The sequence below is a fragment of the Acinetobacter sp. ABJ-A23_2 genome, assembly GCF_044538765.1.
In the GTDB taxonomy this organism is placed as follows: Bacteria; Pseudomonadota; Gammaproteobacteria; order Pseudomonadales; family Moraxellaceae; genus Acinetobacter; species Acinetobacter nosocomialis_A.
The window spans coordinates 33,257-55,000 of the sequence record NZ_JBIUCP010000008.1 but is presented as its reverse complement, the minus strand read 5'-3'; the positions used below and the strand labels follow the sequence as shown (position 1 = coordinate 55,000).

General features: G+C 38.8%; 19 protein-coding genes and 1 pseudogene. 10 read left to right on the top strand and 10 right to left on the bottom strand.

Annotation, left to right across the window (positions count from 1 at the left end; genetic code table 11):
- Window positions 1-57: 57 nt before the first annotated feature.
- Window positions 58-228, bottom strand: coding sequence for a hemin uptake protein HemP (hemP, locus tag ACH63V_RS04740; protein ID WP_000993415.1), 171 nt, complete (start codon window positions 226-228; stop codon window positions 58-60).
- Between the two features lie 136 nt (window positions 229-364).
- Between hemP and ACH63V_RS04735 the strand changes: the two genes are divergently transcribed.
- Complete coding sequence (locus ACH63V_RS04735; protein WP_263614168.1) at window positions 365-1,267, top strand: NUDIX domain-containing protein; 903 nt, start codon at window positions 365-367, stop codon at window positions 1,265-1,267.
- Window positions 1,268-1,289: 22 nt separating this feature from the next.
- On the opposite strand, the gene ACH63V_RS04730 is transcribed toward ACH63V_RS04735, so the two are convergent.
- Both ACH63V_RS04730 and mrcB read right to left on the bottom strand, forming a co-directional pair.
- Window positions 1,290-1,841: a tetratricopeptide repeat protein gene (locus tag ACH63V_RS04730; protein WP_311086901.1), complete on the bottom strand. Its 552-nt coding sequence runs from the start codon at window positions 1,839-1,841 to the stop codon at window positions 1,290-1,292.
- Window positions 1,842-1,861: 20 nt separating this feature from the next.
- The gene (gene mrcB, locus ACH63V_RS04725; protein WP_396462886.1) at window positions 1,862-4,258 is read right to left on the bottom strand and encodes a penicillin-binding protein 1B; all 2,397 of its coding nucleotides are present in this window, start codon (window positions 4,256-4,258) and stop codon (window positions 1,862-1,864) included.
- Window positions 4,259-4,443: 185 nt separating this feature from the next.
- Here mrcB and ACH63V_RS04720 point away from each other — a divergent pair, with 185 nt between their 5' ends.
- From ACH63V_RS04720 to ACH63V_RS04710, 3 genes are all read left to right on the top strand, one after another.
- Window positions 4,444-5,352, top strand: a complete 909-nt coding sequence (locus tag ACH63V_RS04720; protein ID WP_002049094.1) for an NAD(+) kinase — start codon at window positions 4,444-4,446, stop codon at window positions 5,350-5,352.
- Window positions 5,349-5,621 carry a YeaC family protein gene (locus ACH63V_RS04715; RefSeq protein ID WP_396462885.1) on the top strand — a complete coding sequence of 91 codons (273 nt, stop codon included), beginning with the start codon at window positions 5,349-5,351 and terminating at the stop codon, window positions 5,619-5,621. The genes ACH63V_RS04720 and ACH63V_RS04715 overlap by 4 nt, the downstream gene beginning before the upstream one ends.
- 62 nt (window positions 5,622-5,683) lie before the next feature.
- Window positions 5,684-6,091 carry a hypothetical protein gene (locus ACH63V_RS04710; RefSeq protein WP_396462884.1) on the top strand — a complete coding sequence of 136 codons (408 nt, stop codon included), beginning with the start codon at window positions 5,684-5,686 and terminating at the stop codon, window positions 6,089-6,091.
- A 38-nt stretch (window positions 6,092-6,129) separates the two neighbouring features.
- On the opposite strand, the gene ACH63V_RS04705 is transcribed toward ACH63V_RS04710, so the two are convergent.
- Window positions 6,130-7,125, bottom strand: a complete 996-nt coding sequence (locus ACH63V_RS04705; RefSeq protein WP_396462883.1) for a glycosyl transferase family protein — start codon at window positions 7,123-7,125, stop codon at window positions 6,130-6,132.
- A 500-nt stretch (window positions 7,126-7,625) separates the two neighbouring features.
- Here ACH63V_RS04705 and ACH63V_RS04700 point away from each other — a divergent pair, with 500 nt between their 5' ends.
- Together ACH63V_RS04700 and ACH63V_RS04695 are read left to right on the top strand one after the other, a co-directional pair.
- Window positions 7,626-8,981 carry a dicarboxylate/amino acid:cation symporter gene (locus ACH63V_RS04700; protein WP_396462882.1) on the top strand — a complete coding sequence of 452 codons (1,356 nt, stop codon included), beginning with the start codon at window positions 7,626-7,628 and terminating at the stop codon, window positions 8,979-8,981.
- A 159-nt stretch (window positions 8,982-9,140) separates the two neighbouring features.
- The gene (locus tag ACH63V_RS04695) at window positions 9,141-10,286 is read left to right on the top strand and encodes an acyl-CoA dehydrogenase family protein (RefSeq protein WP_017386519.1); all 1,146 of its coding nucleotides are present in this window, start codon (window positions 9,141-9,143) and stop codon (window positions 10,284-10,286) included.
- 50 nt (window positions 10,287-10,336) lie between these two features.
- Here ACH63V_RS04695 and ACH63V_RS04690 read toward each other — a convergent pair whose 3' ends face one another.
- Window positions 10,337-10,963 carry a hypothetical protein gene (locus ACH63V_RS04690; RefSeq protein ID WP_396462881.1) on the bottom strand — a complete coding sequence of 209 codons (627 nt, stop codon included), beginning with the start codon at window positions 10,961-10,963 and terminating at the stop codon, window positions 10,337-10,339.
- Between the two features lie 429 nt (window positions 10,964-11,392).
- Between ACH63V_RS04690 and pheA the strand changes: the two genes are divergently transcribed.
- The 4 genes from pheA (at window position 11,393) to ACH63V_RS04670 (ending at window position 16,999) form a co-directional block, all read left to right on the top strand.
- Window positions 11,393-12,502 (top strand): prephenate dehydratase, encoded by a 1,110-nt coding sequence (gene pheA / locus ACH63V_RS04685; RefSeq protein WP_002049199.1) that lies wholly within the window; start codon window positions 11,393-11,395, stop codon window positions 12,500-12,502.
- 108 nt (window positions 12,503-12,610) lie between these two features.
- Window positions 12,611-14,857, top strand: a complete 2,247-nt coding sequence (locus tag ACH63V_RS04680) for a bifunctional prephenate dehydrogenase/3-phosphoshikimate 1-carboxyvinyltransferase (protein ID WP_396462880.1) — start codon at window positions 12,611-12,613, stop codon at window positions 14,855-14,857.
- Between the two features lie 127 nt (window positions 14,858-14,984).
- Window positions 14,985-15,368, top strand: a complete 384-nt coding sequence (locus ACH63V_RS04675) for a hypothetical protein (protein ID WP_005068294.1) — start codon at window positions 14,985-14,987, stop codon at window positions 15,366-15,368.
- A gap of 170 nt (window positions 15,369-15,538) precedes the next feature.
- Window positions 15,539-16,999: an aminoacyl-histidine dipeptidase gene (locus tag ACH63V_RS04670; RefSeq protein ID WP_396462879.1), complete on the top strand. Its 1,461-nt coding sequence runs from the start codon at window positions 15,539-15,541 to the stop codon at window positions 16,997-16,999.
- A 33-nt stretch (window positions 17,000-17,032) separates the two neighbouring features.
- On the opposite strand, the gene rtcA is transcribed toward ACH63V_RS04670, so the two are convergent.
- The 5 genes and pseudogenes from rtcA to ACH63V_RS04645 form a co-directional block, all read right to left on the bottom strand.
- Window positions 17,033-18,079 (bottom strand): RNA 3'-terminal phosphate cyclase, encoded by a 1,047-nt coding sequence (rtcA, locus tag ACH63V_RS04665; protein ID WP_396462878.1) that lies wholly within the window; start codon window positions 18,077-18,079, stop codon window positions 17,033-17,035.
- A 259-nt stretch (window positions 18,080-18,338) separates the two neighbouring features.
- Window positions 18,339-18,797, bottom strand: coding sequence for a DIP1984 family protein (locus ACH63V_RS04660; RefSeq protein ID WP_396462877.1), 459 nt, complete (start codon window positions 18,795-18,797; stop codon window positions 18,339-18,341).
- Between the two features lie 12 nt (window positions 18,798-18,809).
- Window positions 18,810-19,193 (bottom strand): annotated as a pseudogene (locus ACH63V_RS04655) (hypothetical protein).
- Between the two features lie 2 nt (window positions 19,194-19,195).
- Window positions 19,196-20,464: an RtcB family protein gene (locus ACH63V_RS04650; protein ID WP_396462876.1), complete on the bottom strand. Its 1,269-nt coding sequence runs from the start codon at window positions 20,462-20,464 to the stop codon at window positions 19,196-19,198.
- Window positions 20,465-20,720: 256 nt separating this feature from the next.
- Window positions 20,721-21,695, bottom strand: a complete 975-nt coding sequence (locus ACH63V_RS04645; RefSeq protein ID WP_396462875.1) for a ribonuclease Z — start codon at window positions 21,693-21,695, stop codon at window positions 20,721-20,723.
- Between the last annotated feature and the right edge of the window lie 49 nt (window positions 21,696-21,744).

The window sequence follows — 21,744 nt, the reverse complement described above, 5'->3', positions numbered from 1 at the left end:
CCCATGCTATCCATTTTTTGTTTTCCCACGAATATTATTGAAACGCGAGGATCGTTCTTATTTAGTTAAAATGAGACGGTTATTGCGAGTAAGGCGTAAGCGGTATTCCTCGCCAGCATGCATAATTCGAATTTCACGACCTAATGCAAATAGGTTGTTAGAATGTAGCATTGGTAAGGCATGAGCTGAGTCAGTGTTACGAGTAAATAAGCTAAAAGGTGCGTTCATTTGTTGTGCTCCGTGGTATATTCTTGAACGATTTAAATGATAATCATTATCGAATAGATCTGTCAATGAGATTTTAAAGAATTTATAAATTGATAAAATTTGCTTACACTTGAGAAAAATTTGAGTGAGTAGAACAATGCCTAAACCGATCGTCGATGTCGCAATAGCCATCTTAATTCATCGCGGAAAAATATTAATTGGATGGCGTGGAGAACAGCAGCATCAAGGTGGAAAGCATGAGTTTCCTGGAGGAAAGGTTGAGCAGGGTGAAACACCAGAAGAAGCTTGCCGCCGTGAAATTTATGAAGAAGTCGGTATTGGTTTAAAAGATTGGCATCAATTTGATTATATTCACCATGAATATGATGACATTATCGTCAACCTTCATTTGTTTCATAGCTATGTGCCTGATGAATTATTAAATCTTATTCATCAGCCTTGGACATGGTACACACGTGAACAGTTACTTCAATTAAACTTCCCGAAAGCCAATAAAGACATTATTAAAAGATTGTATTGGCCGCATTTTATTAAAATTAGTCCCACGCTGACTCCAGCCGAAAATGATGACACTTTAGTGTATTGGCGTAATGAAAAAGAGAGTTTTGATCAGGCAGATCTAGAAAAATTAGCTCTTTTAGATACAGATCAGCTTTCAAAATTAATCGTGAATATCGATGTTTGGCACAAGCTAAAACCTGAGTTAAAAAGTCATATAAAAACGGTTCATCTTAAGCAGTCTCAATTAATGAGTTTGCATAAAGGCGACTTAGAGGTGGGAGTACGTTTTATTGCTGCTTGTCACGATGCAGTTTCTTTACAGCATGCTCAGCAAATTGGCTGTGATGCTGTTTTTGTAAGTCCTGTCAAAGTAACAGAAACCCATCCAGACGCTAGCGCATTAGGATGGGATCGTTTAACTGACTTGATTGAGAAATGCCAGATTCCCGTATTTGCTTTGGGAGGCATGAGTCCTGATGATTTAGCTACAGCACAGCAACATGGTGCGTATGGCTTGGCAGGTATTCGTAATTTTTAATAAGACATAAAAGTATTAAAAGCTAGAGCGCTTTTAATGCTTGCTGTGCTTCCTGAACAGTTTTTGGGTTATTCCGCTGTTGCCCAGCTTTTAAAATGGTTAGCCAAAGCTGTTTTTTCATTGCTTGGCTCTGAGCAAAGCTTAAACCACGTCTAGCAAGAGACTCAGCATTAGCATATTGCTGTTTATGATTTGCCGTGAGTGCAAGAAATAAATAAGTCTCAGCCGCCTGTGGTGCTAAACGCTGCGCTTGAAGGGCATAGCGCTCAGCCTCCGACCATTGCTGGTTTTTGTAAGCTTGCTCAGTTTTTTGCATTAACGTTTTAAAAGCAGGTAATTGGCTTCCATCATCATTAAAGCGTTGGGACTTTTTCTGCTGAGGAACAATCACTTGTAAACTTTTACGTTGAATATCTGGATGATCATAAGGTGTAATTTTTACACCAGACGGCGTCTCAGTATTCTTTTTCTCGGTAACAGGCGGTGTTTTCTCTTTTGGAGCTGAATGATCCGGTAAAGTTGTACAGCCGACCATAAGTACAGCACCAATATAAAAAACACCTTTCTTTAACATACCCTGTTTCCTGTCAACGCTTAGTTGTTATAACTACCACTAGAAATCACATGTGAGTTATTCGACAGATCTTGTTCCATCTGATTTTCACTCTCACGAATATAGCTATCGCTATTATCCGGTTGAGAAGCTGGTGCTGTGTTATCACTTTGTGGTGCGTATGTTGGATCAACTTGATAATACGGTGCTCCACATGGCGTAGCACGATGTGGCACTGTATGTGTCAGCATAGGGATATACATCGCACCAGCACACGCCTGTGCCGATAAATCACCTGTTGCATGGTCAATCCATTGCCACTGTACAGTGTCTGGCTGACGTAAATTTACCGGTGTTTGACGTAATTGTTTCATCACATTAATCCATACCGGTAATGCACCAGATGAACCTGTTAAGCCAGTAACTTTGTTGTCATCTAGACCTAACCATACTACAGCGACATGGTTACCCGAATAACCGGCAAACCATGAGTCACGTGTATCGTTAGTCGTACCTGATTTACCAGCCAGTTTTAAAGCAGGAGGTAAGCTGTTGTACGCTGCGCGGCCCGTACCTGAAGACATGACCTGTTGAAGGCCGTAGTTCATGATATAGCCAACCGAAGGGTCAATGGTTTGTTGTACGTTTAAACCATAACGATCAAGTAAACGGCCATTTGCATCTACTACAGAACGAATCGCACGGGTTGGATATTTGAAACCACCTGTAGCGAAGTTTTCATAAATACCGAGTACTTCCATTGGTGACATATTAACTGCACCAAGGAAAATAGAAGGGTAGGCGGGAATTGGTGATTCAACGCCAAATTTTCTTAAGTTGTTGGTAAATGTAGATAACCCAAATTCTTGACCTATACGAACAGCAGAAAGGTTATAAGAGTTTGCTAAGGCTTCACTTAAACTTACAATGCCATGACCACCGCCACTATAGTTTTTCGGTGTCCAACTTTTACCGCCGTCTACAGGAATACTGATTGGTGCGTCTTCAATTTTACTTGCCCAGTTATAACGGCCAGACTCAATTGCACTTAAATAAATCACTGGCTTCAATAAAGAGCCGACTTGACGTTTTGCATCTAAGGCACGGTTAAAGCCAGTAAAGTCTTGAGTTGAGCCAACGGCTGCAATTAACTCACCATTTTCAGGATGTGCAATCAGTACAGCACCTTGCAAGTTTTTCAAGCGGGCAGGGTTGCTTTGAGTCAGACGTTCTACAGAAGCTTTAAATGCATCTTGAACTTGAGTTTGAGCAATAGGGTCCAAGGTCGTAAAAATACGTAATCCTTGATTGGTTAAATCACTTTCTTGATATTCGGTACGTAACTGACGACGCACAATATCTAAGAAGTCAGGGAATTTTGCAGGACCTAAGCTTGGTTTGCTTAGCACATTTAAAGGACGTGCAATTTCAGTTTCATATTCTGCTTGAGTTAAATAACCCATAACACGCATGTTATTTAAAACTGTATCACGACGATTTTTTGCTCCTTCAGGATTTTTCCAAGGGTTATATAAAGATGGACCTTGAACCAAACCGACTAAATAAGCTTGTTGCGCGACATTCAGTTCACGAAGTGGTAAACCAAAATAAAACTGTGAAGCCAAGCCATAACCATTGATTGAATAGTTACCGTTTTGGCCTAAATTTACTTCATTTAAATAAGCTTCTAAAATTTCATCTTTGCTGTAATGCAATTCAATGAGTAAAGCCATTAGGGCTTCATTCACTTTACGTTTTAATGTGCGTTCAGGTGTTAAATAAAAATTCTTAACTAACTGTTGTGTCAGGGTTGAACCACCTTGGCGACGTCCTCCAGTTACATTACTCACCAAAGCACGGGCCGTACCACGAATTGAAATACCGTGATGGTGGTAGAAATTACGGTCTTCTGTAGAAATTAAAGCTTCAATAAGTGGTTTAGGAACATTATTGAGTTTGATTAGAACGCGGTCTTCATTATGCTGAGGATAAATCCCCCCAATGAGCATAGGTTCTAAACGAGCCACACCTGTCGAAGAAGGTTTGGTACTGCGTACCTCCGCAATTTGGTCGTTTGCAAAGCTAAGTTCTAAAACTTGTTCAGGTTCTACACTATCACCATAGTCGAAACCGCGAGTATGTACATACATGTTGCTACCTTGAGCAACAAAGGTTCCAGACTTGTCATAATTACTTGAAGTTTTGTAACCTAATAATTTTAATTCTTGGGTAAAATTTGCTTGAGTAATAGGTGCATTATTATAAATTTCCAAAGGCCGAGCGAACACTTTGGCAGGAATGTCCCAGCGCTGTCCTTCAAATTTTTCACGGATAATATTATCTAAACGAATCAGATAGATACTAAGAGCAATAAAAGCACCAATCACCAATATGGAAAAAATTAGTGCGAAGAAACCGATACCACGTTCAAACTTCATATAAATGAGATAAAACCCTAAACAATACGTTAATGATGCGATAGCTTGTCATCAATTTGCAATGATAAAACTGTGAATAAATGGAAAACTTAGATTGAATTTTACAGCATCTTGTTGTTATGTTTTTTTAAATTAATCAGGTTAATGTTATGATAGCGTAGAATCGCAGCGGAGCTTACTCATTCGTGCAAATTTCACATAAGTCCTTCAGAAACGTCGGGTTAATTGGTCGACCGGATAAATCATCAGTTGTAGAAACACTATGTTTAATTCATGACCATTTGCTAAGTTTAGGCCTAAACCCCATTTTTGATCAGGAAACTGCCGAATTAGTGCCCTATGATCATGCACAAGTTGTTAGTCGTCACTTATTAGGTGAAGTTGCTGATCTGGTGATTGTAGTCGGTGGAGATGGTTCTTTACTTCATGCAGCTAGAGCTTTAGTTCGCTACAATACACCTGTCATTGGTATTAACCGTGGGCGTTTAGGATTTTTAACCGATATTAAGCCTGCGGAAGCTATTTTTAAACTTGATCAGGTATTACAAGGTCATTTCCAACTTGATCGCCGTTTCTTGCTTGAAATGGAAGTACGTACCAATGGCGAAGTCATTTATGACGCAATTGCTTTAAATGATGTCGTACTACACTCAGGTAAGTCGGTACATATGATCGACTTTGAACTCAATATTGATGGTCAATATGTTTACCGTCAGCATAGTGATGGTTTAATTGTGTCGACACCGACAGGATCAACTGCTTATGCATTGTCGGGTGGTGGTCCAATTTTACATCCGAGTATGGATGCGATTGCATTAGTCCCTATGCACCCCCATACATTATCTTCACGCCCAATCGTAGTCGGTGGGCAAAGTGAAATTAAAATTGTTATTCGCGAAAATCGAGTGTTACCGATGGTGAGTGCAGACGGACAACATAGCGTATCGCTCAATGTTGGCGACAGTTTGCACATCCGTAAACACCCATTTAAATTAAGTTTATTACACCCACCAGGTTATGATTTCTATATGGCTTGTCGTACCAAACTGGGTTGGAACCAAGATTTTGAATCTTTTCAAAGAGATGAATCATGAATATTGAACAAATGCTATCTGTTTTAAACCCTGAAATTGTAGAGCGTTTAAAAACAGCAGTAGAAATTGGTAAATGGCCAAATGGTGTTGTTTTAACGAAAGAACAGCGCGAAACATGTATGCAAGCTGTGATTGCTTGGGAGTTAAAGAACTTACCGGAAGAGCAGCGTAGTGGTTATATTGACCGCGGAACGAAAGAAGAGGGTGAAGAGTGTGATGATGATCATCACAAGCAAGAACCTGAGTTTAAACCGATTCGTTTTGTTTAATTTAGGAAGCTCAGTGATTACTGGGCTTTTTTTATGTTTATCAACATATAATAAAGAAACATATGAAACGTTTAAAACCTGTTTACGTACTATTATTTCTCATATTGTTTAGTGGTGCTGCATTGGCCAAACAGCCTATTGAATGTTTACTCAATGTGAAGGTTATTGCGAGTCAGAAATACACTTCCCCTCAAGCTAAATATACAAGTATAAAGAATGACGGTTATCCCATGTTATTGATTGGGATTCAGGTGCTGGGGTCGCAAACAATACGAAGCTCCCAAAAGATCAAAGCGCATCATTTATATTGTAAGACACTTATTGGTCAACAACGAGATGCTTATCTTTCAGGTCCCTACGCTTCTAATAAGATTACAATCAAAATAGGTGATCATTTGAAACTAAGAAATATTCATTCTTCAGGTCAGGAATATCCATTTTGGCCAGACTTTTATTATGTTGAGCCTTAAAACCAAGGTTATCTGATATAACCTTGGTTATTCGTATTTTAGAAACGACTATTCCACAACGCTTTGGCTTTATCCATTGCTTCATCATAGCTATTGACTACACCCATGGTATATAACGCAATACCCATGGTTTCTGTTACTGCCATTTCACCATATTCATGATGCTGCTGACCAAGCCAGACAGCTTTAAATGTTGCCAAGTCTAACTCTTCTTCAATTGGGCTACGTTCAGGTGTAAGCTTTGGCAACTCATGTTCATAGAGTTCACCATTTTTAATACCGCAAATCAGTGTTTTAGCATCGGGGTTTCGCTCAAATTCACCGCCTTCACCTTTAATGACTGCACTATTTTGATAGCCTAAGCGAAGCGCACTATGCTGATGAGAGGTTCTATAAGCCGGATGGAATATCGCTTGTAAGGTTGCTTTCGCGTTAAATGGGTTAATGAGACGGGCTAAAGTATGAATAGGAGAGCGTAAACCCATGACATTTCTTAAAGAAATTAAATCACTTAAAACAGGTGAAATTACTTCTAAAGGTAAGTAAGCAAAATTCTGTTCGGCCAATTGTGTACGGACTTCTTGTTCAGAATGGCAAATTTTATAATCTAAATATTCTAAAACTTGTTCGCTATAGACTCGGTTAATTGTATGGCCAGAAGCGCCGTGCATAACGATTTTATAGCCATGATGAGCAAGTGTCAGGGCAGCCAATAAAAACCAAGGATAATGTTTACGCTTGCCTGCATAAGATGACCAGTCTAGGTTAACGTCTAAAGGTTGAAAATTAAGTTGGTCTTTGGTGGCTTGTACAAAGCCCGCAAGCTCATCAATAGACTCTTCCTTAACACGTAGTAGCATTAAAAAAGCACCCAACTGAACATCAAGAACTTCGCCTTTTAAAATCATGGTAAAAGCTTGATAAGCTTCTTCATAATTCAGTGATCGAGATCCGGTTTTCCCCTTACCTAAAATACGGACATATTGTGCAAAGGGATGTTCAGCATCTTTATAGATATTACGTTTAGTATTCATGTCAATTCAAAACAGTAAAAAATAAGGGGTAGGCAGCTCAAAATGAAATGTCTACAAGGACTTATCAATATGACATAAAAATCTGCTGAAAAAATATCAAAAGTGTTTCTCATACTAAAGTCTTAAGGCTGCATGAGTATTTTTTGTGCGTATTAGCCAAAAATTTAACCGAATCGTGATTTAATTCGAGTAAACTTTCATGTGCTTTTTTGAGCACTCATATCATAATTTTCTGTGATTCTCCTATATCTTCAGCTTTTTATTGAAAAAGTAAGAGGTTATTTCTGGCTACTCAAAGTGGTTGGAAACTTCAGGTATTCTCCTGTTTTAGAAAACAGCTTTTTTGTTTTCGTTGAGGTAGTAGGAAGGTTTTTTGTTATTAAAAAACCGTTTCCCTTTTGCGGTGTTCATGTGAAAGGTTAGGGCTGTGTATTCGTAAAGAATAGACGTTTCATTTTGATATTTCCAACGGACTTGGAAATATAGATTGAAGTAAAGTTATGGCTAAAAAACCGATTTATAAATCACTTTATTTTCAGGTGATTATTGCGATTATTGCGGGTGTTTTGGTAGGGCATTTCTCTCCAAGTACAATGCAAATTGTTAATGGTGTCGAACATCATATTCCAGGTTTAGGTGAGCAACTCAAGCCATTAGGTGATGCTTTTATTCGTTTGATTAAAATGATCATCGCACCTGTTATTTTCTGTACAGTGGTCAGTGGTATTGCTGGTATGGAAAGTATGAAGTCAGTTGGTAAAACTGGCGGTGTTGCGTTGTTATACTTCGAGATCGTTTCAACAATCGCACTTCTGATTGGCCTTGTGGTGATTAACATTGCAAAGCCAGGCGTAGGAATGAATATTGATCCTGCGACTCTGGACACTTCAGGTATCCAAAAATACGTCACTTCTGGTGAGTCACAATCTACCGTTGATTTCTTAATGCATATCATCCCAGATACAGTGGTGGGTGCATTTGCAAATGGTGAAATCTTACAGGTCCTTCTTTTTGCAATTCTATTTGGTTTTGCACTGCATAAGTTAGGTGATGCAGGACGTCCAGTATTAAAGTTAATTGATCAAATTGCACATGTGTTCTTTAACATTGTAAATATGATCATGAAGCTTGCTCCACTAGGTGCATTCGGGGCAATGGCGTTTACCATTGGTAAATATGGTGTGGGTTCACTGGTACAGCTAGGTCAGCTCATCCTCTGTTTCTACATTACCTGTTTATTATTTATTTTCTTGGTATTAGGAACGATCAGCCGTTTAAGTGGATTTAGCATTCTTAAGATGGTGCGTTTGATTCGTGAAGAACTCTTAATTGTACTCGGTACATCTTCTTCTGAGTCGGTCTTGCCACGTATGCTACGTAAGCTTGAAATCGCAGGTTGTGAAAAGTCTGTAGTTGGTTTAGTCATCCCAACAGGTTATTCATTTAACCTTGATGGTACTTCAATTTATTTGACGATGGCTGCAATCTTTATTGCTCAGGCAACAAATACGCAGCTTGATATCCAACATCAAATTACTTTGCTTTTGGTACTTTTAATTTCATCTAAAGGTGCGGCAGGTGTAACGGGCTCTGGCTTTATTGTTATGGCGGCAACTTTATCTGCTGTTGGTCATATTCCAGTTGCAGGTTTGGCATTGATTTTAGGTATTGACCGTTTCATGTCAGAAGCACGTGCTTTAACGAACTTAGTTGGTAACTCTCTAGCAACGATTGTGGTTGCGAAATGGGTCGGTGCATTAGATAAAGATAAACTAAATGATGCACTGAATAATCCAGATGAAGTAGATAGAAAAATGCTTGAGCAAAAAAGTGTAATTGCTGAGGCATCTCACTAATCATTTATCGTAATAAAAAAGGAGGCTAAGCTTCCTTTTTTATTGGCTGACTGAAAAGTACAGTTTAAATGAGCAGCTATGCCATGACAGTAACTAAAAAAATGATTAGCATGCACAGCAATGAGATTCGATAAAACAATAAAGCCGAAGGAAAATATTATGTTGGCATATGATGCAGATTTAGAATTATTCCGTGATAATTTTAAACGTTTTATGAATGAGCATATTGCTCCACATTACGACCAATGGGAACGTGAAGGAATTATGCCGCGTTCAGTGTGGAATCAACTGGGCGAAAATGGCTTTTTATGTGTAGATGTTCCAGAAGAATACGGTGGTTATGGCGTTCCAACTTACTATTCATTAATGTTAGTTGAAGAGTCTGCTCGAGCCGGTTTTTGTGCATTATCAACGGCTATTTCTTGTCACTCTGAAATTGCTGCACCTTATATTTTACATATTGGGACAGAAGAGCAAAAGCAATACTGGTTGCCGAAAATGGTAACTGGTGAAGTGGTTGGGGCAATTGGTATGACGGAACCGGGTGCTGGTTCAGACTTACAATCAATGCGTACCAGTGCCATTTTGCAAGATGACCATTATTTGCTAAATGGTTCTAAAACATTTATTTCAAATGGGCAACATGCTGACCTTGTGGTGCTTGCAGTAAAAACTGATCCTCAAGCGCGTGCGAAAGGGGTGTCGTTATTATTGGCAGATACTCATCTGGAAGGCTTTAAGAAAGGTACCAACCTAGACAAAATCGGTCTGCATTCTCAAGATACTTCTGAGCTATTTTTTGACAATGTTAAGGTTCCTAAAAACCAGTTACTCGGTCAAGCTGGACAAGGTTTTGCTTATTTAATGCAAGAGTTACCACGTGAGCGTACCGCTATTGCATCTACCGCAATTGGCGCTATTCGTGGTGCAATTGATTTGGCAACTGCTTATGTAAAAGAGCGTCATGCATTTGGGCAACCTATTTCACAGTTCCAAAATACGCGTTTTGTTCTGGCACAAGCAAAAATTGATGAGCTTGCTACAGCTGCTTTTTATGAGAGAAACGTTGCTCTATATCAAGAAGGTAAACTTGATGTTGAAACTGCAGCGGCGCTTAAAAGCTTCAGTACAGATATGCAAATGAAAGTGGCTGACAACTTGCTGCAACTTTTTGGCGGTTATGGCTATATGACTGAATATCCGATTTCACGTTTCTTTGTAGATGCTCGTATTCAGCGTATTTACGGTGGTACAAATGAAATTATGAAAGAAATCGTAGCGCGTGGATTAATTGGCAAAGCCTAATTAAATAGTTTCAAAAAAAGCCTACCTTTGAGTAGGCTTTTTTATATTACCTATTTGTTAGTTCGATGAATGACAGGATAGTCTTGTTGTTTCGGTAATTGCTGTAATGCATGATTGATCTTTCTTAAAAATTCATCGGCTTCATCTTGATGAAATGAATCTTCGGTGTATTCACTACGTTCTTGAAAGACGACACCACAACCCGTTATTTTCATATTTTCAGGATTAAATGACCAGTCATTTGGATTCTTTAAGTTAATGTTTAAATCACTTTCACAGCTTTTCCATAAACGTAAAAACTCATTTGATAATTCTGTTTTAAATCCTTGTGCAGGATAGACCGAGAAGCCTTTCATTTCGGGATTAGAAAACTGTATAAACATGTCTACTGGCATGCCACCCCAAATGATTGCAGTATCTGTTGGTAAAGTAATGCCTGATAAATTTTTCTCTTTTAAAGCATGTGATTGCTCAAATTTCTGTCTGAAATGTTGCGACTGATAGGTCAGTTTGGTTTGGGGTGGGATTGGAATGCCACGAACTTGATTGTTGATAGTGGTCATATAATACGGGGAATTATCAGTACCATTGCATCCTGCGATTATTGGACAACCGCCACAAGCCGTTAAACTAAAACTTGTAATACCCAGTAAGCCTAAAACAATAATTTTATTCATTCTATTTTACTGTTCTTATAACATCTTTAGGCAGTATAGCTAATCAAAGCATTAAGACGAGTTCAACTTTTAAAATAAACGAAATAATTATTTTAAAAGTTGAGTAATTTTTTATTCAGTAGTCTTGTGCTTCTACTCATCAATTAAAGATTTATAGCTTTCTAGGTTTTGATATGAAGCAAACATAAGTGCTTATGAGAAGAGAGGATACAGATTTGTCATCTATTGCTGAGTAGAGTTTTAAAAATACCGATAAGAAATAGGGTAAGTAAAATAATAAATGAAAATCATTATCAAATAAAGTAATCTTATAGACAGGTTCGAGAGCGATTAACGAAAAAAGCCAATACACCGATATTGCCTAACAAATCAAAGCCGACTATTGTTATACTCTCGTTTAAAAGATGATTTTGCTGAGGCTGCATTCCAATGATCAACGATGATCAAAACAAAACGACTTCTCTTAGTTTAGAACAAATTCGCGAAGATATTGATAGCGTAGATCAACAGATTCAAGAATTATTAAATCGCCGCGCAAGCCTTGCTGAAGCTGTTGCGAAAGCTAAATTTGCTTCTGAAGAGAATCCTTTGTTTTATCGTCCTGAACGTGAAGCACAAGTTTTACGTAAAGTTATGGAGCGCAATCAGGGGCCTTTATCTGATGTCACCATGGCGCGTCTGTTCCGTGAAATTATGTCTGCTTGCCTTGCTTTAGAAGCTCCACAAAGCATTGCATTTTTAGGGCCAGAAGGTACTTTTACTCAATCTGCTGTACTTAAGCATTTTGGTAAAGATGCAGTTGTTCGTCCATTACCAACTATTGATGAAGTGTTCCGTGAAGTAGAAGCGGGTAGTGCACATTATGGTGTGGTTCCGGTTGAAAACTCATCTGAAGGTATTGTGAACCATACTTTAGACTGCTTTAAAACATCGAATTTAAATGTGATTGGTGAAGTTGAATTGCGTATTCATCATCAATTCCTAGTCTCTGAAAATACGCGTAAAGACAGTATTAAACAGATTTATGCTCACCAGCAAACTTTGGCTCAATGCCGCCAGTGGTTAGATGCGCATTATCCGGGTGTTGAACGTGTTGCTTTAAACTCAAATGCGGAAGCTGCACGCCGTATTCGCAACGAATGGCACTCAGCAGCAATTGCATCTGACATTGCAGCAGGTATGTATAACCTTGAAATTTTACATAGTAATATTGAAGATAATCCTGAAAATACCACTCGTTTCTTAGTCATTGGCCGTGAAAAAATTCCACAAAGTGGCAATGACAAAACATCGTTATTAATTTCAGCACATGACCGTGCAGGTGCTTTATTAGAAATTCTAGCACCGTTTGCAAAACACAATATTAGCTTAACGAGTATTGAGACTCGTCCAGCATTACCTGAAAAATGGGCATATGTATTCTTTATCGATTTAGAAGGTCATATCGATCAAGAGAACGTTGCTGCGGCAATCAATGATATTCGTCCAATGGTGAAAGAGCTTCGTATTTTAGGTTCTTATCCTGCTGCTGTTCTTTAATCACTCATGTTGGAATAATGACATGTATCAAATAGAACATGTCATTATGCTTAAAAAACAAATTGTTCAAAGATTTAAATAAGTTTGAGCAAAAGCAAAGTTGAAGTTATGTCACAACCCCTATTTAAAAAAGTTGCATTTATTGGTTTAGGACTCATCGGGTCGAGTTTGGCGCGCGTTATTATTGCAGAAAAATTGGCGACAACTATTGTGGCTTCTACACGCTCACAGAAAACTTTAGAAGATGCAAAATCACTTGGCTTAATACAAGAAGGATTTTCTGATCCTGTAGAGGCTGTGAAGGGGGCTGATTTAGTTGTTTTAGCCTTACCAGTACGCGCAACAAAAAAAGTGCTCGAGCAAATTAAACCTTATTTGTCAGAAACCACGATTGTAACTGATGTAGGAAGTACAAAAGGTAATGTGGTTGATGCAGCAAAAGCTGTATTTGGTGAAGATTTACCAGCAGGTTTTGTACCGGGGCATCCTATTGCGGGTAGTGAACATACGGGTGTCCATGCAGGTAAGGTCGATCTCTTTGCAAATCACAAAGTAATTTTAACGCCGTTGCCAACAAGTGCAGAATGGGCTGTTGATAAACTGATTCAACTTTGGTCAGCTGCTAAAGCTGAAGTTATTTGTATGGATGTTGCCAAGCATGATGAGGTTTTGGCACATACGAGCCATTTACCGCACTTAATGGCATTTAATCTGGTCGAGCAACTTGCAAACCGTGAAGATAATCTTGATATTTTCCGTTATGCAGCAGGTGGCTTTCGTGATTTCTCACGAATTGCGGCTAGTGATCCCCAAATGTGGCATGACATTTTCTTTGCCAATAAAACAGCCATATTAAATGCTGTAGATGGTTTCGAGAAGCAACTTACCGTACTTAGAAAATTGATTGAAAACGAAGATTCTCATGCATTAATGGGTTTACTCGGCCATGCTCAGGCAGCACGTCAGCATTTCAATCATATGTTAGCCAAAAAACCTTTAATGGAGAAAAATAAGGTGACACAGCAATTCAGTATCTTACCGGGAAATAAGGCTTTTAAAGGTAAATTTACCGTACCGGGTGACAAATCTGTGTCACATCGCTCCATTATGTTTGGTGCTATTGCAGAAGGCACTACGCATGTAACTGGCTTCCTTGAAGGTGAAGATGCTTTAGCAACTTTACAAGCTTTCCGTGATATGGGCGTAAGCATTGAAGGCCCTAAAAATGGTGAAGTGACCATTCATGGCGTGGGTATGCATGGCTTAAAAGCACCAGCAAGTGCATTGTATATGGGTAACTCTGGAACAAGCATGCGTTTGCTTTCAGGTATGCTTTCTGCACAAAAGTTTGATTCTGTTATGACAGGTGATGCTTCGCTCTCTAAACGTCCAATGGAGCGTATTGCTAAGCCATTGCGTTTAATGGGTGCGCAAATCCAGACAACAGGTGAGAAAGGTACACCACCTGTCAGCATTACGGGTAGCCAGCAATTAAAAGGCATTCAATACGATTTACCGATGGCATCTGCTCAAGTGAAGTCGGGTATTTTACTTGCTGGTTTATGGGCTGAAGGTGAAACTTCGGTAACTGAACCAGAACCTACTCGTGACCACACAGAGCGCATGCTTCGTGCATTTGGTTATGATGTTAAAACTGAAGGCAATAAGATCTCTCTTGTGGGTGGCGGTAAATTAGTAGGTACTGATATTCAGGTTCCATCTGATATTTCATCTGCTGCTTTCTTTATGGTGGGCGCTGCAATTACTGAAGGTGCAGACGTTGTGCTTGAAGCGGTTGGTATTAACCCTACACGTACTGGCGTAATCGAAATTTTAAAACAGATGGGTGCTGACCTGACTGTTGAAAATGAACGTATTGCTGGTGGCGAACCTATTGCTGATATTCATATTAAAGGTTCACGCACGCTTAAAGGCATTCACATGCCGGAAGATCAAGTACCTTTAGCAATCGATGAATTCCCTGCTTTATTTATTGCAGCGGCTTGTGCCGAAGGGCAAACAGTATTAACTGGTGCGGCAGAACTTCGCGTGAAAGAGTCTGACCGCATTCAGGTTATGGCTGATGGCTTAAAAATCATGGGCATTGACTGCACACCAACTGAAGATGGCATCATTATCGAAGGTAAAGGCAAATCTGGCGATTGGTCACCAATCTTTGCTGGCGGCGAAATTGAATCACATCATGACCACCGTATTGCTATGAGTTTTAGTATGGCAGGTCTTCGTAATTCTGGTCCGATTACAATTCATGGTACTGAAACTGTGGCGACAAGTTTCCCAACTTTCACTGAGTTGGCGAATCGTGCAGGCTTAACAATCGAAGTTAGCCAATAACTTTTAACCTAACACATTTTATAATTGCTAACACAATAGCAACGGCAGCAGCGGGCTAAAGGCTTGGCTGCTGTTTGTTTATTGCTTATGCTAAGCGCAGATAATGATAAAAGTGTTAGGACAAAGGATGAAAAAATTACAATTTATTGCCAGTTGCCCACAACATGGGGTGCTTGATCATCCACCAAATGAATGCCATATCACTCAAGAATATGTAGCAGCTTTACTGTTTAAACAATTGGGGCATTATGGCTTTGATGCACAGCACATTGTGCATGAGCATGAAAAAGTAGAAGTGAGTATTGATAATCATCTTTTGCCATTATCGATTACTTGCCAGAAAACAGACCATGAAGGGCATTTGATGTGTGAAATCTCTGCCAATCCAGATGAGGAACAAGACTGGTTTGAGAAAATCGAAACACAAAGCATTATTCGTCAGCTTGCACAGGCAGTTGAAAATAGTTTGAAGGCTGATCATAGCTTTTCAGCATTTGAATGGAAAAACTAAGCGCACGGCTGTTAAGAGTTATTCATGAAGTACGGCTTTTTAGAAAAGTCGTACAATCTCTTTAGATTAAATATAAAAATACAAAATCTTTCCCTAAATCGCTACCTATCTATAATGCATTGTGTATATTGAAATTATTACGATATTTACATAATTAGAGTGTGGTTTTCATGACACAAGTCAATATTGCAGCATTATCTCCTCAAGTGGTTTGGCAGCATTTTCAAACACTTTGCACTATTCCTCGCCCATCGAAGCATGAACAGCAACTTCGTGAGTTTTTAAGAAACTGGGCCGAAAGTCGAAATTTAGAAACCTACGTAGATGAAGTGGGGAATTTGATTATTCGTAAGAATGCGACTCTGGGTAAAGAACATGTGTCTGGCGTTATTCTGCAAGGCCATTTAGATATGGTTACACAAGCCAATACTGGCACGGTACATGACTTCTTTAAAGACCCGATTCGTCCAGTTCTTGAAGATGGCTGGTTAATTGCTAAAGATACTACTTTAGGTGCTGATAATGGCATTGGGGTGGCTTTGGCTTTAGCTGTTTTAGATTCAAATGATATTGCTCATGGGCCAATTGAAGTTCTTTTAACAGTTGATGAAGAAGCAGGTATGAGTGGTGCACGGCTTTTACAGGCAGGTGTACTAAAAGGGAAGTGGCTATTTAATATTGATACAGAAGAGTGGGGCGAGTTGTATCTCGGATGTGCTGGTAGTATTGATGTTGAAGTTGAGCAACCGCTTAATTATGAACCAATTCCTGAAAATTTGAATATTGTTAATATTCAGGTGGCTGGTCTTAAAGGTGGCCACTCTGGCGTAGATATCCATTTAGGACGTGGTAATGCCAACGTTATTCTGGCCCGTTTTTTAAATCAGCATTTAGCGAAGTTTGGTGGACGGCTTGTTGAGTTTATAGGTGGTACAGCTCGTAATGCTTTACCTCGCGAAGCTGTAGCAACCATTACTATTTTATCTAACCAATTGCCTGAATTAGAACAATTACTCGCTGAATATCAAACAGCATGGAAAAAACAGCTACAAGGTATTGATGACAATCTGCAATTAACTATTCAGCCTAATAGTACTGAAGTGGCGGGAGTGATCGCTCAACAACAGCAAAACGAGTGGTTACAAGCTTTGGCAACAAGTCCTTATGGCGTTGCAAGTATGAGTCAGGTTCTACCAGATGTAGTTGAAACATCAAATAACATTGGGGTGGTGAGACTAAATCGAGAAGGTGGAAAAGCTGTCTTAATGGTTCGTTCAATGGTGAATCAAGAAGCTCAAGATTTTGCAGAAAAAATTCAGGCACATTTTCATGAATTTAATATCGGCTCTACACTTACACCGTTAGTGTCAGGTTGGACACCAAATCCAGATTCGGCTGCTCTAAAGTGCTTACAACAGGCCTATCAAAATGCATTTAATATTGAGCCAAATCTAAAAGTAATTCATGCAGGCTTAGAATGTGGGATTATTGCCGAGCATTATCCACATCTACAAATGGTTTCTTTTGGACCGGATATTCAAGGTGCACATGCACCAGGCGAACGAGTCAAAGTTGATACTGTAGAGAAATGCTGGAAGCTGTTGGTAACAGCTTTAGCATCTGTAGAGTAGTTTTTACAAATAAGAAGCTCAATTGTGAGCTTCTTAAACTTTAACTTTTACATGAAAATGATCTGGTTTTAACTCGACAAACTCGATTTCACAATCAATAAATTTTTCAATCATGGCCGCTTGAGTACGAGTGTGTTCGCTAATACATTGTGCGGTGAATTCACCACCTTGACCTAAAGCTAAAGGTAAAAGCAATTGATCTGCCAAATACTCATCTACAACAGCCTGTGAAGATAAATATAGTTTTACACCTTTTGCTAAATGATCAGCTATTTGCTCTGCACTTTTGCGCATCTCACCTAAAGCTGTAAACAGTTGAGTGTGATATTGATGAGTAACTTTCACATAGACTGTATTGCCTTGGCTAATTCCATTTAAATGAAATTGCTGCTGAGAGCTTAAGTTTAGTTTTTTACTTAATGTGGTTAATTCACGTTGTGCTATCTGTGCTTCTTCTGAAAGATTTAATACAGCTGCAAAGGCCTCATTACTTTGCAAAGCACCGCGATCTAATAAATTTAGCTTGTTTCGATGTTGCCATGGTTGAACGGTAATCTGAATTTCACCTGCACCAATTGGAAAAAAGCCAGCTTTATTTAATCTAAAATCGACGTTAATTCCAATCTTCGCTAGAGCAGGTAAAAAGCAGTGTTCAATAAAATCTGCTGTTGGTGCAAGTGGGTTATGTGTACCCCCTGAAATGGTGAGTTCGGTAGCTTCATTTTGTAACAACAAAACAGGTAGAAGCGTTTGTAAAACCAGTGTTGTACTACCCGCTGAACCGATTTGAAATTGATATTTACCACTTTGAACATGCTGAGGTGCGAAATATAAACGTTGACTATGTAATTCAGCACCCTCTACATAAGCTTGGCTAATTTGTTGAGATGCTTGTACACAAACCAAATGTTGACGCATTAACCCTGGTTTTTTACGTCCTGCACGTATATTAATTAATTCAAATGGTTGGCCTGTAATCATTGAAAGCGCAAGGGCAGTTCTTAAAATCTGTCCACCACCTTCACCTTGTGATCCATCAATTTGAATGGCTTTTGGCATATTTGCCAAAACTGTATTCACTTCTATTTTCCTTATTTTCTAATTTAATGAACATACTGTCAGTACATGGTAATGCGAAGTAACGTGTGACTTTGCTTTTGACAAAGGTTTACTAGGTGCATAGTGCTGAGCCTGATAAGTGAATATCGATGCACGGCTCACATGCTGCCATAGCCGCCTGAATTATTTTCAATCCCTCAGATCGGAGTAATGCAGGATCTTGTACTCGCCCAGTATGTCCAAACTTTGATTGTGAAAATGATTTCACAAAATTTATTGTTTAATCGATTAGATCAATTTGCCAATTAGCAGCCTGAATTTTAACGTTTAAGTCACGGAGTTTCGCACTGATATCATCCGCCTGCTTTTGTAAGCTAGAAACAGGAATGACTTTCTTCCACTTAATTTCACGTGAGCTATAACGATCAGGTTCTCGATGCGTATTGGCAATTGCATCGATTAAAATCTTATGTTGTTCAGCATAACTATCGCGCAAGCTTAATAGGGACAACAATACTTTGCCATCTTTCAGTTTTGCTTGTGCATTGGTCAAGTGAATACGACAAATCAATTGATTGCTTTCCTGAGTTAAAGCGAATACTTGTTTGATGAGGTCATTTGGATCTTCACTAGGTTCATCACCTTCTTGTACCAATACATTGGTATTAATTCGTTGTTTTAACGAAGCAAGCTTTTTTTGTTGATCGCTTCGAAGTAAAAGTGCTTCTGCGAGTTTCATTTTATTTACCTTTTATTCAATATGTACAATCACTAAGTTCGAAATATCTTCTAATTGCATCGTAGTTTTTGCACATTCAGTAATGTCTTCTAAAGTTTCATCTTCATGCCAAGTTGTCATAAAGCAATGATCGATTGGTGGTTGATAGTTATAAAAAACTAGATAAGCTTCATCTAGGATGTCATCCCAAAGCGAACACTCATATCCTGTAACCATTGCTTGAATACAATGTCTTGAATAGACAATCTGCTCACAAATCCAATTACGCTATTTAGGCAGAATTTGATCGGTTTCCACAACCAAGAGGATGTAATAGGGGTGTTCAGGTAGAATCAGATGCTTTTCTTCATTTGCCCTGATTCTATAACTTCGAATATCTAAACAATCTTTTTCCATGATTAACCCTTAATACACACCACTTGTCGTAAGGTATATACCACTTCAACCAAATCGCTTTGAGCTTTCATTACATCTTCAATTGGTTTATATGCCGATGGAATTTCATCAATAACTGCTGCATCTTTACGGCATTCCACACCTTGAGTTTGTGCAATTTGATCTTCCACAGTAAAACGTCGTTTTGCTTCAGTACGGCTCATAACACGGCCAGCACCATGCGAACATGAACAGAAAGATTCCTGATTTCCAAGCCCACGGACAATAAACGACTTCGCACCCATTGAACCTGGAATAATTCCGTATTCACCTAAGCGCGCACGGACTGCACCTTTACGAGTGACCATCACTTCTTCACCGTAGTGTTCTTCCTTTTCCACATAGTTATGGTGACAGTTCACTGCTTCCAACTGTGCTTGAAAAGGCTTTGGTACAATCGTAGCTAAGGCTTTAATCGCAGATTGCATCATGATTTCTCGGTTCTTCATCGCAAAGCGTTGAGCCCAACCTACAGCAAACCAGTAATCATCAAAGTGTTCGGTTCCTTCGACTAGGTATGCTAAATCTTTATTTGGTAAATTAATGAAATGCTTCTGCATATCTTTACGGGCAAGTTCGATAAAATGATTACCGATAGCATTTCCTACACCACGAGAACCTGAGTGCAACATAATCCAAACATGATCATGCTCATCTAAACAGATTTCGACAAAGTGGTTTCCAGTACCTAAAGTTCCCAAATGTTTGCGGTTGTTGGTGTTTTTTAAGCGTGGATGTTTTGCACAAATATATTCAAAATCTGCAACCAGATCAGTCCAAGCTTGATCTACCATTTCTGGTGGAGTTTCCCATGACCCGCGATCACGTCCGCGCTTCGTCATTCCATGTGGGATTAAACGTTCAAGTTCAGTACGTAGAGCATGCAGGTTATCTGGTAAATCTGAAGCAGTTAAGCTTGTACGGGTTGCCATCATTCCACAACCAATATCTACACCCACAGCAGCAGGAATAATTGCCCCTTTAGTTGGAATCACGCTACCAATAGTTGCTCCTAAACCGAAGTGTACATCTGGCATTACAGCCATCCATTTATAAATAAAAGGCATTTGAGCAGTTTGCAATAATTGTTGTTTTGAGTTGTCATCAACAAGCACGCCTTTAGTCCACATTTTGACTGGCATACTTTTTTCATTTTGCAGAACTTCATAAGAACGTTGTTGCTGCTTTTGTTCAAACTGAGCTTGTTGGTTAATTTCTTCAATGACAGACATTTTCTTTTCCTTTCAAAGCCTGCCTGCCAAGCGTTTGCAGGCAGGTGTTATTCACAATATCCGAATGATGTTGTGTGCTTTGTACTATTGCACTGAGTGTGCCAACTTTTTTTAAAAACAGTTAATTAAAAATATAAGATATTGAAAATAATAAATAAAAATAATTTTATCTTATATCGGATGAATTTTTTTGGCGGTTTTTAATATTAAAAATATATCCATAAATATATTTAAATATATTTTTGGATATATGTGTTTAATGGATCTTCCCGTTTTTATCGATTTTTAAAAGCTGTCCAGCTTCATTTAAAGTAAATTCATCAAAATCATTGGCTAAATAAAAATGACCTTTATAAAACTGGCGAACTTCTTCAGTAATAGCTTGCTGTCCAGCTCTATCTTGATGTCGGGGGCTAAAGTGCGTCAGAATTAAATTACTTAAAGATTGCTGTTCTGCAAATTCAGCCACCATTTTTGCTGAGCTATGCATTGGACCTTTGCCGACTTTATCTAAAACCGTTTGCAAGTAAGTCGATTCGTGAATAAGGAGTTGAGCATCTTTGCAAGCGTCAACTAATAGTTCTGGTTGGTCATTATCACCACCTATAATTGCATGAACTTGTTGATTTTGAATTTTGATAAAGTCTTGAGCTTTTAAGGTTTGTCCTTCAAATTCAATATTGTAGCCTCGTTTCAAATGGCCCCACATATCACCTTGAGGTACGCCAAGCTGAGTTAGAGCTTGGGTATCTAACTTCTTCTGAATAGATTTGATATAAATGCTAAAAGCAAAACTTGGAACACGATGGCTTAGTGGATGTGCTTGAACAATGAATTCGTCAGTGATTTGTTGTGGCTGCATTGCTTCATTCACATCAATAAATTGAAGGGAATAGGGTAAATGTAAATCTGTAAGTTGGGCAGTGATTTCAAACCATTGCTGAATTTCTTTCGGCGCAATCACGATTAAGGGTTTGCTACGGGCATTCATGCCTGCACTTGCTAATAAACCAACTAGACCATAACAATGGTCGCCGTGAACATGTGTAATACAAATGGCAACTAGGTTTTGTAGTGAAAGTTTAGCTTGTTGAATACGGTGCTGTGTCCCTTCGCCAGCATCAATTAAAATCCAGTCCTTATTTTTGCTGTTACGAACTGCTAATCCTGAAACATTACGTGTCAGGGTCGGTACACCTGAAGATGTGCCTAAAAAAGTAAAATGAAGCATATTCTTGGAATTTTTTGGTCAAATGCGTATTGTATATTATAGACACTTA

What these genes read in the sequence shown, in the direction of transcription:
- ACH63V_RS04645 (WP_396462875.1), bottom strand. Translation starts at nt 21,695, where the DNA reads ATGCTTCATTTTACTTTTTTAGGCACATCTTCAGGTGTACCGACCCTG.
- ACH63V_RS04695 (WP_017386519.1), top strand. Translation starts at nt 9,141, where the DNA reads ATGTTGGCATATGATGCAGATTTAGAATTATTCCGTGATAATTTTAAA.
- ACH63V_RS04735 (WP_263614168.1), top strand. Translation starts at nt 365, where the DNA reads ATGCCTAAACCGATCGTCGATGTCGCAATAGCCATCTTAATTCATCGC.
- ACH63V_RS04715 (WP_396462885.1), top strand. Translation starts at nt 5,349, where the DNA reads ATGAATATTGAACAAATGCTATCTGTTTTAAACCCTGAAATTGTAGAG.
- ACH63V_RS04680 (WP_396462880.1), top strand. Translation starts at nt 12,611, where the DNA reads ATGTCACAACCCCTATTTAAAAAAGTTGCATTTATTGGTTTAGGACTC.
- ACH63V_RS04690 (WP_396462881.1), bottom strand. Translation starts at nt 10,963, where the DNA reads ATGAATAAAATTATTGTTTTAGGCTTACTGGGTATTACAAGTTTTAGT.
- ACH63V_RS04730 (WP_311086901.1), bottom strand. Translation starts at nt 1,841, where the DNA reads ATGTTAAAGAAAGGTGTTTTTTATATTGGTGCTGTACTTATGGTCGGC.
- hemP (WP_000993415.1), bottom strand. Translation starts at nt 228, where the DNA reads ATGAACGCACCTTTTAGCTTATTTACTCGTAACACTGACTCAGCTCAT.
- ACH63V_RS04650 (WP_396462876.1), bottom strand. Translation starts at nt 20,464, where the DNA reads ATGTCTGTCATTGAAGAAATTAACCAACAAGCTCAGTTTGAACAAAAG.
- ACH63V_RS04660 (WP_396462877.1), bottom strand. Translation starts at nt 18,797, where the DNA reads ATGAAACTCGCAGAAGCACTTTTACTTCGAAGCGATCAACAAAAAAAG.
- ACH63V_RS04700 (WP_396462882.1), top strand. Translation starts at nt 7,626, where the DNA reads ATGGCTAAAAAACCGATTTATAAATCACTTTATTTTCAGGTGATTATT.
- mrcB (WP_396462886.1), bottom strand. Translation starts at nt 4,258, where the DNA reads ATGAAGTTTGAACGTGGTATCGGTTTCTTCGCACTAATTTTTTCCATA.
- ACH63V_RS04670 (WP_396462879.1), top strand. Translation starts at nt 15,539, where the DNA reads ATGACACAAGTCAATATTGCAGCATTATCTCCTCAAGTGGTTTGGCAG.
- ACH63V_RS04710 (WP_396462884.1), top strand. Translation starts at nt 5,684, where the DNA reads ATGAAACGTTTAAAACCTGTTTACGTACTATTATTTCTCATATTGTTT.
- ACH63V_RS04675 (WP_005068294.1), top strand. Translation starts at nt 14,985, where the DNA reads ATGAAAAAATTACAATTTATTGCCAGTTGCCCACAACATGGGGTGCTT.
- ACH63V_RS04705 (WP_396462883.1), bottom strand. Translation starts at nt 7,125, where the DNA reads ATGAATACTAAACGTAATATCTATAAAGATGCTGAACATCCCTTTGCA.
- pheA (WP_002049199.1), top strand. Translation starts at nt 11,393, where the DNA reads ATGATCAACGATGATCAAAACAAAACGACTTCTCTTAGTTTAGAACAA.